Annotated in this window: 9 protein-coding genes and 1 pseudogene; 5 read left to right on the plus strand and 5 right to left on the minus strand. The window is 45.5% G+C overall.

Going from position 1 to position 13,835, the window contains the following annotated elements; translation table 11 throughout:
- Positions 1-182 precede the first annotated feature (182 nt).
- The 5 genes from QUA01_RS25290 to QUA01_RS25310 form a co-directional block, all read right to left on the minus strand.
- Positions 183-419 (minus strand): UBP-type zinc finger domain-containing protein, encoded by a 237-nt coding sequence (locus QUA01_RS25290; RefSeq protein ID WP_333093229.1) that lies wholly within the window; start codon positions 417-419, stop codon positions 183-185.
- 75 nt (positions 420-494) lie between these two features.
- Positions 495-1,073: an antibiotic biosynthesis monooxygenase gene (locus QUA01_RS25295; RefSeq protein WP_333093230.1), complete on the minus strand. Its 579-nt coding sequence runs from the start codon at positions 1,071-1,073 to the stop codon at positions 495-497.
- A gap of 69 nt (positions 1,074-1,142) precedes the next feature.
- Positions 1,143-2,675 (minus strand): iron uptake porin, encoded by a 1,533-nt coding sequence (locus tag QUA01_RS25300; protein ID WP_333093231.1) that lies wholly within the window; start codon positions 2,673-2,675, stop codon positions 1,143-1,145.
- A 287-nt stretch (positions 2,676-2,962) separates the two neighbouring features.
- A complete protein-coding gene (ycaC, locus tag QUA01_RS25305; protein WP_333093232.1) occupies positions 2,963-3,625 on the minus strand; it encodes an isochorismate family cysteine hydrolase YcaC in 663 nt (220 codons plus the stop codon).
- A 236-nt stretch (positions 3,626-3,861) separates the two neighbouring features.
- The gene (locus QUA01_RS25310) at positions 3,862-3,999 is read right to left on the minus strand and encodes a hypothetical protein (RefSeq protein WP_333093233.1); all 138 of its coding nucleotides are present in this window, start codon (positions 3,997-3,999) and stop codon (positions 3,862-3,864) included.
- A gap of 534 nt (positions 4,000-4,533) precedes the next feature.
- Between QUA01_RS25310 and QUA01_RS25315 the strand changes: the two genes are divergently transcribed.
- The 5 genes and pseudogenes from QUA01_RS25315 (at position 4,534) to QUA01_RS25335 (ending at position 13,785) form a co-directional block, all read left to right on the plus strand.
- Entirely contained in the window at positions 4,534-11,256 is a 6,723-nt protein-coding gene (locus QUA01_RS25315) for a PAS domain S-box protein (protein WP_333093234.1), read from the plus strand.
- 7 nt (positions 11,257-11,263) lie between these two features.
- Positions 11,264-11,893: a response regulator transcription factor gene (locus QUA01_RS25320; RefSeq protein WP_333093235.1), complete on the plus strand. Its 630-nt coding sequence runs from the start codon at positions 11,264-11,266 to the stop codon at positions 11,891-11,893.
- Between the two features lie 218 nt (positions 11,894-12,111).
- Positions 12,112-12,669 carry a DsbA family protein gene (locus QUA01_RS25325; protein WP_333093236.1) on the plus strand — a complete coding sequence of 186 codons (558 nt, stop codon included), beginning with the start codon at positions 12,112-12,114 and terminating at the stop codon, positions 12,667-12,669.
- A 185-nt stretch (positions 12,670-12,854) separates the two neighbouring features.
- Positions 12,855-13,037 (plus strand): hypothetical protein, encoded by a 183-nt coding sequence (locus QUA01_RS25330; protein ID WP_333093237.1) that lies wholly within the window; start codon positions 12,855-12,857, stop codon positions 13,035-13,037.
- Positions 13,034-13,785 (plus strand): annotated as a pseudogene (locus QUA01_RS25335) (SDR family oxidoreductase). The gene QUA01_RS25330 and the pseudogene QUA01_RS25335 overlap by 4 nt, the downstream one beginning before the upstream one ends.
- Positions 13,786-13,835: the final 50 nt, after the last annotated feature.

The raw sequence follows: 13,835 nt of genomic DNA on the forward strand, positions 1-13,835 counted from the left end.
AAATGGGGCTGGCTGGCATGATAGGAAAGCATCAGCACTACATTCTACTCCTCTATCATTACATATTTAGCACTACCCGAAATTCTACTCCTCTATCATTACATATTTAGCACTACCAATATCTGTTAGGGCAGGCTGATTTGACATCATGATTTCCTCGCGAGTAGAAAAGGGGCGCGTGATCAATAGTTCTTCTGTTGTTCGTCGGTAAAACACCACAGCCATTGTTCTCCCAATTCGGCTGAACTAATCACCGCATGTCCACTTTCTTCGTAATGGCGGCGAGCGTGTTGATTTTTAGACGAGTCGCAGCACAGCATTTTGCCGCAGGTTTGACAAATTCTCAAGTGAACCCAGGGATCGCCAACTCGCAGGCATTCCTCACAGCGGAATACCGGGTAATTGGCTTTTGAAATCATAGTCTCTAGCGTCAGTTCGTTCAGGTGTTGACAACACATGGAAGATTCCTGTGAATGTACAAGATATGTACTTGATCAAATGGGATACAGCCATTTGCGAAAGAGTTGAGTGAGGCGCGGCATAATCACGTAGGTCAGCAGGGCAACCGTTAGACCTGTAACCAACAAGGTTCTGAGCAATACCGGAAGCCCAACCAGGAGCGGTACTAGCAAACGGTTGAGAATAGATATCGTAAAAAACACTCCCAGCCATGTCACGATCGCCATTTTGTAGCGCGGAGGTGGAGCCTTCATGGGTTTGTTAGGAAGCCTAAACCAGGTTTCCAGACCCGTTAGAGTTTGAATGGTTTCAGGCTTTTCAATCAAGGGCTGCAACCGCTCCAGCCATTCCTGCCGCACACTGGATTCCAGCCAGGTTTTGAGGTTGTCGTAATGATCAAATCTGAGAATTGCCACATATTCAGGATGAGTGTGGTCACAGGGTCGGATCACGCTGACTCCTAAGTGTCCCTTAAATTGGTGAGCAGCCGTCGCAATTCCGTGCAACCATTCCTCATAACCTTGTTCACGTCCTGGTCTCACGATATGAGAAATCACGGCGGTGACTAGATAGTTTTCTTGACTGGTATTGCTCGCCAATGGTTCTTCCAACATAGAATTTAACAGTCCGGGAAATTGGATGGTTAAAACAGAAAAACAGCTCTTACCGTGCCTGTATAGACTCTAAAACTGAAACGTCATCCGAATAATGCCAACAAAAATCGTGTCATTATTGCTGTTGTGTTCAGGGTTGGTAATGACGATTACACCAGGAGTGATTGAGAGATGGTCGTTCATTTGAAACCGGTAGAAGGTTTCAAAGTGCAATGAGGTGCTACGATCGCTTACTCCAAACTGATTGCTGATCACTCTAGGCGGTTGTCCAAAAACAAAGCCTAATAAGTTTCCTTCCTTACCCAAATCTGGAAATCCAAAATTAACTGCGTAGTAAAAAATCTCAGCAGTAGGAGCATTGGAGAGGTCTTGCGCCGATGCCCGGAGATATCCTATCCATCCTCCCAATCTGAAAGCAGGGTTAACAAGCCAGGAAGCCGTAAGACTATAGCTATCCCCAACAATGCTGGTACTGTTTCCATTAAAGGGATCATTGGTAATGGCACTACTTGTACCAATATCAATTGCATTCAAAGAACGAGCATAGGTTAAGCCCAAACTTAAGGATTCTGTGGGTTTGAGTGTCAGTTGTGCTAAGGCAGAGTAAGAACCATCAAATAATCCAGATCCCGCAGTCGGGTTGTTGGCGTTACTAGCAAGATAAACCAGTGTCAAATTGATGGCTGAGTTAAAGTTATGGTTGATACCAAAACCTGTCCCACCTGTTTCTTCACGATAGATAGGGCTACGCACCCCAAATGCGGAAATCGAACCTCTGCCATCACTTCCCAATAGAGGGTTAATCGTATCAACCACATCAAACAAAGTGCCCTGGGCGATCGCAGTCACCCTAGTATCTGACCCGATGGGAAATTGATAATAAAGTTGATTGAGAATGAACTGATTGTCTGTATTACCATCAAAACTTAGGCGAGCCATATTGGTTCCTGTGGCTGCTCTAAAGTTTGGAATATTACCAGCCTGAAATCGAATTCTCAGTAAATCTTGCCCCGTAAAACTGGTGTCCGAGATCAACCGCGCACGACCGCTAAAGATGATAGTGTCACCGATCTCACCCCTAGAACCAGGTGTTTCTCCTGGTGGTACAGCTCTATCACTGCCAAATGCACCGCTCACAGCAAAAACGACCTCTCCAGTCAATTTTGTTGTAGGGGAGAATTGCTGAGACTCTAATCGAGTTGTGCGGGTTTCTAAGGAATCTACCTGTCTACGCAATGTTGAGAGTTCTGATGCAAATTCCGCTTGAAGTCTTTGTAGTGTTTGTAGATTTTCTCTTTCCGCCAGATCTACTGTTGCACTGGCTAGTAGCTGATCTAGCCGATCTAGACAAGCATTTAGCCCAGCAGCAAACTCATAACGAGTAATGGCTCGATTGCCCTGAAATAGTTGATTTGGATAACCAACCATACAGTCGTAGCGATCGACTAAGGCTTGTAATGCTGCAAATGCCCAATCGGTCGGTTGCACATCAGCCAGTTGATTCACAGAGGGGACTTGACCTTGCAAGGTATCCTGGGCAATGGCAGACTCAACCAGGGATGGGTGAATCTCGGTCGGTTGCACATCAGCCAGTTGATTCACAGAGGGGACTTGATCTTGCAAGGTATCCTGGGCAATGGCAGACTCAACCAGGGATGGGTAAATCAGAGAGCCTCCAAAGATCAGACACGATGAGAGAATCGACTGATAGAGAAGTTTCATTGAGAATCAATCCCCTCGAAACACCGGATTACTTGGTAATTTTGGCAGCAACCACCTTGGCTAGGATCGATCAATGGCAATCGATCCTAGCCATTCACGAAATCATCAAGTGTCGTTGCAATATTGCAAATGAAGTTGATCACTTGGCAATGACAACACCCACTCAGTTACACAGGAGTCATCAGGCGCTCACGACTGGCAGAGCCAGCACTTGATGTTGCCACATAGCTAGTCATCAGGTTTTTGTAGTCAGGAATAAACCCTGCAAGGAGATTACCTAGCCCTTCAATATCGTTACGCCAGTCACGGTGCAATTCACCTACAACACTAAACCAATTGACCAACTGAACTCCAGCACGAGACATCCGATCCCACGCTGCATCGCGACAGGCTTCATCGAAGGTGCCAGAGGCATCAGTAACCACAAAAACGTCATACCCTGCCTCTAATGCCGAAAGCGCACAAAACGTAACACAGACATCAGTGACAATGCCAGCAATGATCAATTGCTTCTTACCGGTTGCTTCTACGGCTTTAACGAATTCCTCATTGTCCCAAGCGTTAATCTGTCCGGGGCGCGGAATAAAAGGAGCATCGGGAAACTTCTCCTTCAGTTCAGGCATAATGACTCCATTGGGACCATCCTCAAAGCTAGTGGTCAAAACAGTAGGCAGGTTGAAAAACTTGGCTATACTTGCTAGCGCCAACACATTATTTTTGAAGTCGGCAGCACCAATATCACGCACAAGCGAGAACAGTCCAGTTTGGTGATCCACCAGTAAAACAGCAGCATTATTCTTGTCTAGACGATTGTACTTGAATGTAGACATTAGGTAATTCTCCTATTGGAGCGATTGGTGAATGAGGAATTGCAGAATGAAATCAAAAGCTAAACATCTCTGCTTGTGCTTTTAAGTGAAACGTCTGTTTACCCTCAAGGGTTGATGACGTAAGCGATCGCGCCATGAACTGAGTCTGCAAGACAACGCCAAATTTCATCACTTAAGCTCCGCAAGTTAAGCACAGAGTTAAGATTTTCGCGTCGCGTGCCCAAAGGGCATTCGCTTCACTGTGCGATTGCTCCTAATGCTTTCAACGTCGCTGCTTGAGCGTGCGTTAATCCAGTTGCACCTTGAATATTTATGCCTTCAAGCATGGAACCGTGCAATTTACTTGCTCGATCCATTTCCATGACTGTTTGCATAAATTCAATATAGGTGGTCGCCTTCAAGCTGTCGCCTATAGCAAGTTAAATTTTTTACAGTACAAATTGATAGATTAACCATGCCATCGCGGAGTAGAAGGCTAGCTCTAACTTAAGTTAGAATCCGAATTTGATCGAAAGTACATTCATACAACTGATCGACCATCAATGTCTGAATGCAAAATCCGGTAGCGATGTCCCACACCTTTGATGCGGGCGATGACCTGTTTGCCCCCCGGATGAAGCGGTTGTCACTACGAGCTATTGCCGTGAACCGACGACGACAGACCCTGGTGGCTTCAACGCTTCAGCAGTAAGGCTCTCGATTCTGAGGCAGCCTGTGGGAGATATTGAATGTATCTCTGCCTTCCAGGCTATTTCCCATGCCCTTGCCTCACACCAGTCTGATTGGCTACTGAGTTGAGCAATTACAAGTCAAGATATAAAGATCCACACAAGGAGCTTTATATTCTGGAGTTTGGCAAGCGATATACTTTGGGAAACGGATGACAGTCTTTCGCCGGGGGGCGTTCAATGATTACCCTGCCTGGAGTTACTATTCACAGCAAAATCTATGAGAGCTTAGCTTCTTTGGTGTATCGGGGTATCAGAGAGCAAGATAACTGTGCAGTGATTGCCAAAGTTCTCAAGCAGGATTATCCCTCTCCTCATGATTTAACTCGCTATCGGCAAGAGTATGAAATTACTCGCTTTCTCAACATTGAAGGCGTAGTCAAGGCATACAGCCAGCAAGACTACCAGCGCACGCTGGTTATTCTTTTGGAAGACCTTGGTGGAGAGTCTTTAGAATGCTGGATGCGGCAACAATTAGACTTCTGTCCCATGCCGCTGTCGGTTTTTTTGAATATGGCGATCGCCATTACTGATACTCTAGGCAAAATCCATGCGGCCCATGTCATCCATAAAGATATTAATCCTGGCAACATTGTCTTTAATCCGAGGACTGGCGTTGTCAAAATCATTGATTTTGGCATTGCCACTCGCTTCAGTCGCACCAATCCGACATTCAAAAGTCTCCATCTTCTAGAAGGAACCCCCGCCTATTTGTCGCCAGAGCAAACCGGACGAATGAACCGTATGCTCGACTATCGCACCGACTTTTATTCACTGGGTGCAACCTTCTACGAACTGTTGACGGGACAATTACCGTTTCCCACTAAAGATTTCCTAGAGCTAGTCCACTGCCACATTGCCAGACCGCCGGCTCCCCCGCATGAATTAAACTCAACGATTCCCCAACCTGTTTCAGATCTGATTTTGAAACTGATGGCAAAGAATGCGGAGGATCGCTATCAAAGTGCCTGGGGCATCAAAGCAGATTTAGAACGCTGTGCCCAGCAACTGGCAGAAGTGGGTTTAATTGAACCTATGCCATTGGGACTGCAAGATGTTTCCGAGCAGTTCCGCATTCCTCAAAAACTATATGGGCGAGAAGCGAAGATTGCAGCATTATTGGCGGCTTTCGACAGAGTGGCAGGGAATGAGGGAATAGGGGAATGGGGAAGTGGGGGAGCAGAAAAAGACATTACCCTACTACCGCATCGTGAAATGATGCTGGTCTCCGGTTATGCTGGCATCGGCAAAACGGCATTGGTGCAGGAACTCCATAAACCGATCACAGCAAACCAAGGCTATTTTATCTCTGGCAAATTTGACCAATTTGGGCGCAACATTCCCTACAGCGCCATTGTGAATGCCCTGCAAAAGTTAGTGCAGCAACTCTTGAGCGAACCGGATGAGCAGGTGGAAGTGTGGCGATCGCGCCTGCTCACTGCTCTGGGCAGCAACGGACAAATCATCATTGATGTCATCCCCGAAGTTGAGTTAATCATTGGCAAGCAGTCGCCCATACCCGAAGTTGGAGCAACTGAGGCACAGAACCGCTTTAATCTCACGTTTCAAAGATTTGTGCGGGCGTTTTGTGCAAAAGAGCATCCCCTAGTGATTTTTTTAGACGATCTACAGTGGATCGATTCTGCGACTTTGAAGTTAATCGAACTCATCTTACTTGATGAGCAAATCCAGTATCTGTTTTTGATTGGAGCCTACCGAGATAACGAACTGACTCCAACGCATCCGTTGGTCTTAACGCTAGAGAGTATGCGAAACCAGGGAGTAGTACTTCAGGAAATCATCCTGACCCCTTTAACCCTGGAACCGTTGAGTCAACTGATAGCTGAGACATTACATCACAATCCTGATATCGTTCGCGCCCTAGCCCAAGCTGTGTCACGTAAAACCGAGGGCAACCCTTTCTTTGTCGGTGAATTTTTGAAAATGCTGTATGGCGAACATCTGTTGACTTTCGATGCACAAAAGTTGAGCTGGCAGTGGGACCTAGCTGAGATTGAAGCTCAAGATATCACTGATAATGTGGTGGAGTTGCTGCTGCATCAGTTGCAGAAATTGCCGGAAGCAACACAGCAAGTTCTCTCCATAGCTGCCTGTGTTGGGTCTGAGTTTGATTTAGAAACGTTGGCGATCGTTTGCGAAAAATCACCGAAAGCAATTTTCCAGGATCTACTAGCAGCAATACAAGCGGGATTAATTCAACCTCTATCTGAATTGGACGAAGATTTGTTAGTTCAAGAGTATAAGTTTTCGCACGATCGCGTTCAGCAAGCGGCTTATGCTTTGATTGATGAATCGCAGAAACAGGTTGTTCATCTCCAAATCGGTCGCAATTTGCTCGAAAAAACTTCACCAGAGCAACGATCCGATCGGTTGTTTGAAATCATCGATCATCTCAATCAAGGACTTGAGCTAGTCACTGCTCAATCAGAACGAACTGAAATTGCCAGATTTAATTTAATGGCAGGTCAGAAAGCAAAGGCATCAACGGCTTATGAAGCAGCTTTTAAGTATTTCACTACAGGGTTTCACCTCCTCAATTCAGAGAGTTGGCAGAGTGAGTATGACCTTACCTTAGCGCTGTACTCAGAAGCAGCAGAAGCGGCGTATCTCCAGGGTCACTTTGATGAGATGGAACAGTTGGTAGAAGTGGTACTTGATCGTGGCAAAACAGTGGTTGACAAAGTGCAGGCTTACGATAGCAGAATTCAAGGATATTTGTCACAGGGCAACCTGAAAGAAGTACTAAAAACTGGATTGGAAGCGTTAAAGCTCTTGGGAATAGATTTAATAGAAAATCCAAGTCAGGCAGATATTCAAAGGGAATTGGAGTCAACGGCTGCACTACTTGCTGAACGAGAAATCGAAGACTTGATCAATTTACCAGAGATGACTGCACCAGAACCACTGGCAGCTATGTCAATCCTAGCGAATATGGGGTCTGCTGTATTTATAACGTTACCAGCACTGTGGATACTGATTGTATGTAAAAGGGTAAATCTGTCAGTTAACTACGGTAGTAATACCTGGTCACCACATAGTTATGTTGCTTACGGATCTGTTCTATGTGGAGTTGTTCAAGACATTGAACTCGGTTATAAATTTGGACAACTGGCTCTCAGCCTGGCAGAACGATTGCATAGCAAAAAAGGAAACTCGAAAACATTAATGTTTTCGAGTTTCCATATCCTGCACTGGAAGGTGCATCTTAGGATATCAATAACATTTCTGGTTGATGCTTATCAAAATGCGGTGGAAACCGGAGACTTTGAATCTGCTGGTTATACTGCATATTTCGTGTGCCATAACTCATTTTTTGCTGGAGAGAAACTTACCCAACTAGAACAAAAAACAGCAACTTACAGCAAAGCGATCAACCAAATCAGACGGGAAAGCCCCTCGAATTGGCTTGCAATATTGTGGCAGACCATTCTTAATTTGCTAAATAGGTCTGAGAATCCCAGCCGCTTAGTTGGTCGGGTGTGTAATGAAGAGCAGGCGTTACCACACGCTATTGCAGTTAAAGATGGAAGTGCAATTAAAATACTCCATTTATACAAAGTTATATTATGTTATCTATTTGGAGAATATCATCAAGCAGTACAAATTGCTATTTTAGCAAGGCAACATTTTGAAGAGGTGACAGCAATAACGATTTTACCTGTATTCTGCTTCTATCATTCTCTGGCGCTTTTGAGCCTATCGCTCGATGCTTCAAACTCTGAAAAATCAGCTTGGCTAAACTCTGTTAACACTAACCAAGAAAAGATGCAGAAATGGGCAGAACATGCCCCAATAAATTATCTACATAAATTTTATCTAGTCGAGGCAGAGAAAGCGCGAGTCTTAGGGCAATTTCTTGAGGCTGAAGAGTTTTATGAACGGGCGATCGCAGGTGCTGCTGAAAATGAGTATATCCAGGAAGAAGCACTCGCGTATGAATTAGCGGCTAAACATTATCTGGCGCGAGGTCGGTCAAAAATTGCTCAAACCTATATGAAAGAGGCGCATTATTGTTACGATCGCTGGGGCGCGATCGCTAAAGTTAAAGACTTAGAAACTCGCTATCCACAGTTCTTTTCTCAGTCGTCTAGAGCTGCTTCCACATCAATTCCTATTACTGCTGAAACTATCACTAATCCCTTCCATACCGCTTTCGATTTAGCAGCAGTGATGAAAGCTTCACAGGCGATTTCTCGTGAAATTGAACTGAAGCAATTGCTGCGATTACTGATGCAAACTTTAATTGAGAATGCTGGCGCACAAACCGGATATCTGATTTTAGAAAACTCAGGAAAATGGTTAATCGAAGCGGCTTGTGAACTCAATGCCGATGAAAATGCTTGTGCGACTCAGGTGTTACAGTCTATTCCAATTGCCGAACAATTGCCAGAATCAATCATTCAATATGTGATTCGGACTCTGAAGCCTGTCATCTTAAATGATGCGACTCGTGAAGGTGCTTTTATTAATGAGCCATATATTCAACAGAACCAGCCTCAATCTATTTTCTGTTTGCCGCTGCTGAATCAAGCCAAGCTGGTCGGTGTATTGTATTTAGAAAATCGGTTAGCAGCTAGAGTATTTACACCAGAGCGATCGCAGGTCTTGCAGCTATTATCGACTCAAGCAGCGATCGCCATCGAAAATGCCAACCTTTACTCAGAACAGCAGGCTAAGGAAAGCAAGATCACCCAGTTTCTTGAAGCGATTCCGGTGGGAATTGCGATCGTGGATGCGACGGGTTGCCCTTACTATGCCAACCAATGCGGCAATCAACTCATGGGCAAAGAAACTGATACTTCCATAGCACCGGAGCAGCTCTCAGAGGCTTATCAGCTTTATGTAGCGGGAACGGATCAAATCTATCCAGCGGAGAGCTTGCCTATTGTGCGGGCATTAAGGGGCGAACGCATCAGGACTGAAGATATAGAAATTCGTCGAGATCATGTCACAATTCTAATTGAGGCACGGGGAACACCAGTTTTTGATCGACAGGGCAATATCGCTTATGCGATCGCTACCTTTCAGGACATTACAGAGCGCAAACAAGCCGAGAAACTCCTAGCCGACTACAACTGCACTTTAGAGCAACAGGTCGCAGAACGAACTGCTGCGTTACGACAAAGTGAGGCCAATTACCGTAACCTGATTCAAACTGCGAATTCAATCATCCTTCGCACGGATAGGGAAGGACGAATTCGATACATGAATGACTATGGACTGAGCTTTTTTGGTTATGAGGAAGATCAGATTTTAGGGCGTACCCTACTGGAAACAATCGTTCCAGAAACCGAAATATCTGGACGTGATCTCAAGCAGTTTGTTCACAATCTGTTTCACAATCTTGAAGCTTCCTTGCCTCAAGCTTACTTGCAAACCGAGAATGAAAACCTTTGTCGAGACGGTAGACGGGTTTGGATTGCCTGGTCGAATCAAGCCATCTTCAATGACCAGGGAGATGTCGTTGAAATCTTATCGGTGGGCAATGACACCACCCAGCGCAGACAAGCAGAAGAGGCATTACAACGCAGTGAAGCTAAGTTCCGCAATATTTTTGAAAACTCACAGGTTGGCATCTTCCGCACCCGCCTCTCGGATGGATTACTTCTCGATGCCAATCAACGCTACGCCAATCTGCTTGGCTTTGATTCATCAGAGGAGATGATTGGGCTTGAACACGCCACAGACTACTATGTAAATCCCAGCGATCGCCAACAATTCCTTGAGGTGCTGAAGCGGGATCGGGAAGTGCGAAGCTATGAAGCACAGGGGCGAAAACGAGATGGGACAGTGTTTTGGGGACTTTTCTCTGCTTATCTGAATGCAGACGATGACTACATTGAAGGGGTGATTGCGGATATTAGCGAACAGCAAGCTGCGCTACGCGAACGCAAGCAAGCAGAAGAAGCCCTACAAGCCTCCGAGACAAAGCTACGGACTCTAATTGAGGCAATTCCCGATCCATTGTTTGTACTGTCTGCTGAAGGGCGATTCCTTGAAATAATGGTACTGGAACCAAATCTGCTATGGCAACCCTTTGAGGAGATGATTGGTCAAACCATGCATCAACTCGGAAAGGAACAAGCTGATGAATTTCTAAGTTATATTCAGCAGGTGCTGAGAACCCAACAAATCCTCACAGTCGAGTACAGTGCTTTTCTAAATGAACGAGAAGCCTGGTTTGCGGCTCGCATTGCCCCAATCAGCCACGATCAGGTGATTTGGCTGGCGCGAGATATTACGGCGCTGAAGCAAGCAGAAGAAGCCTCAATTTTAGAGGAGCGCAACCGCATGGCACGCGAAATTCACGATACACTCGCTCAGGCGTTTACAGGTATTCTGGCTCAGGTAGGTGCTGCAAACCAGGTGCTAACGGATGATGTAGAAGCAACTGGGGCACATCTGGACCTGATCAAAGAATTGGCGCGAACTGGACTGACTGAAGCGCGGCGATCGGTCTTTGCGCTCCGCCCTCAGCTTTTGGAGGAGGGCAGTTTACAGAGCGCTCTACATCGTCTCATCGCTCAAATCAGAACTGCCGCAATGGATACCACTTTATATTATGAGATTGAGGGTACGGTGTATTCTCTACCGGCTGAAGTCGAGACTAACCTACTGCGAATGGGGCAGGAAGCATTAACCAATGCGATTAGACACGCCAATGCTGACGAAATTCGAGTGCAGCTAGTCTACGATCGCGATCAGTTTTGCTTGCGCGTGAGAGACAATGGACAAGGTTTTGGAGTTGGGAGTATTCCATCCTCTGAGGGTTTTGGCTTACTAGGCATGAGCGAACGGGCAGAGCGCATCGGCGCACAACTCACGATTAGGAGTCAACCTGGACAGGGAACAGAAATTATTGTCACCGTCAATCGGAAGTAGTATCACGATGAGCCAAGCCACAACCATTCGAGTTCTAATTGCGGACGACCATGCTATTTTTCGGCAAGGATTAGCCACGATTATTAACCGTGACCCAGATATGAGCGTGATTGCCCAAGCCGAAAATGGGGAACAGGCGATCGCCGCCTTTCGGGAACACCAACCAGATGTAACGCTAATGGATCTGCGAATGCCTGAAGTGGAAGGAGTTGCCGCTATCAGTGCAATTTGTGCGACGGCTAAATCGGCTCGGATTATTGTACTAACCACGTATGATAGTGACGAAGATATTTATCGGGGATTGCAGGCAGGCGCAAAAGGATATCTGTTGAAAGAAACTGAACCTGACGAGCTTCTGAATGCTATTCGTACCGTTCATCGGGGTCAGAAGTATATTCCGCCCGATGTAGGAGCAAAGTTGGTACAGCGCCTCAGCAATCCAGAACTGAGTGAACGAGAACTAGAAGTACTCGGCTCACTGGCGCAGGGAATGAGCAATGCCGATATTGCGGCTGCTTTGAGTATTGGTGAAGGCACTGTCAAATCTCATGTCAATCGGATTTTGAATAAGTTAGATGTTAGCGATCGTACCCAAGCTGTGATTGTTGCCGTTAAACGTGGCATTGTTAGTTTGTAGGATGTACTTTCGATAGAATTGGGATTCTAACTTGAGTTAGAGCCAGCCTTCTACTCCACGATGGAATGGTTACTCTATCAATTTGTACTGTAAAAAATTTAACTCGGTATAGACGACGGCTTGAAGGCGATCGCCTATATTGAATTTATGCAAACAGTCATGCAAATGGATCGAGCAAGTAAATTGCACAGTTCCATGCTTGATACAAATGTAAAAAGATGAGCAACGATCGTAGCCACAGGTCTTTACTTGTACCACCTTCAACTCAAGATTGGATTCAAGGTATTCTGAGTGCCAAGGTAGTGCTGGTGATGTACGGAGATTATCAATGCCCTAGAAGTGCGGACGTTTACAAGCTGATTAAAGCGATCAAACGAGAGCTTAGTGCTGCTTTTGGAGAAAATTATTTATGCTTCATCTTCCGTCATTTTCCACAAACACAGATTCATCCCCATGCTCAACGGGCAGCCCAAGCTGCCGAAGCCGCCGCCGCCCAAGGAAAGTTTTGGTTAATGAGCGATACCTTATTTGACCATCAACAAAGGTTGGAGAACGGTTATCTTGTCGAGTACGCCAATGATTTAGGGCTTGACATTCCTCAATTTCTCAAAGAGTTGTCTAAACAAGTGCATGTCGATCGCATCAACGAAGATATCGAAGGCGGAATAGAGAGTGGAGTAACGACTGCCCCAGCCCTGTTTATCAATAAAATTCGGTATACCGAGCGCTGGAACACGACGGAGTTGATGGCTGCCATGATTGCTGCAAGTCATTAAGTTCCCCGATCTTTGCTTTCAATTCATATCTGACTTGCCTGTAAGTGCTGTAAGCCATCTAATTGATGGCTAGACTTTGCCTACTCTGCTGAACAAAATTACCGCTTTTTGAACCATGCCAACAACTGAATTCCTGCGTATTGATTTAGTGAATTACAAATCAGTATTTCATTGAGGATAATTCTATGACACGTTTACTAGTACAAGACAAGAATAATTATGGGCATGAAGGTAAACCTCAGACTGATTCTCTTCAGGACTCCTCAGTCAATCATGCCCTGATTGCGATCGCGCAAGAAGTCACTGAGTTACTGAGACAAGTTTACTTGATGCAAACTGACGAAATTGAAACAGGAGAAACAGAATGATACTGCAAGATAAAGTGGCGTTAGTCACTGGTGGTACATCGGGAATCGGCAGAGCAACGGCGATCGCTTATGCCCAACAACAAGCAAAGGTGGTAGTAGTTGGTCGTCGAATTGATGAAGGTAAAGAAACTGTTCGATTGATCAAAGAAGCTGGCGGAGATGCTATTTTTGTGCAGATGTCACGAAAGAAGCCGATGTTAAAGCAATGGTTGATAAAGTAGTTGACGTTTTTGGTCGGTTAGATATTGCCTTTAATAATGCAGGAACTATCGGCGAAAATCATTCATTGATTGAGCAAACAGAAGTGGAATACCATCGCACGATGAACGTCAATGTCAAAGGCGTTTGGTTGTCAATGAAACATGAAATTACTCAGATGTTGAAACAGGGAAGTGGTGCGATCGTCAATATGGCATCTGCAAATGGAGTCGTTGCATTTCCTACCTTCCCCCTCTACACCGCGAGTAAAAGCGCGGTAATCGGTTTAACAAAAGCTGCTGCGCTCCAATATGCCAAAGCGGGTATTCGCATCAATGTCGTTGCACCAGCGGTAATCGAAACAGATATGTTTGAAGCAGCGACAGGTGGGCAGGATGAAGTCAAAGCTTACATGGCAGGACTTCACCCGATCGGACGGATTGGAACACCGCTTGAAGTTGCAAATGCAATCTTGTTTTTATCATCTGACATGGCATCGTTCATAACAGGTGAAACGTTGATGGTAGATGGTGGCTATGTAGCACAGTAGTCGATCGGCAATGCAAAATATTGCAGTGATCGAATGCGCGATGGCTAGCT

The organism is Microcoleus sp. S36a_B3 (genome assembly GCF_036700745.1).
Lineage (GTDB): Bacteria > Cyanobacteriota > Cyanobacteriia > Cyanobacteriales > Microcoleaceae > Microcoleus.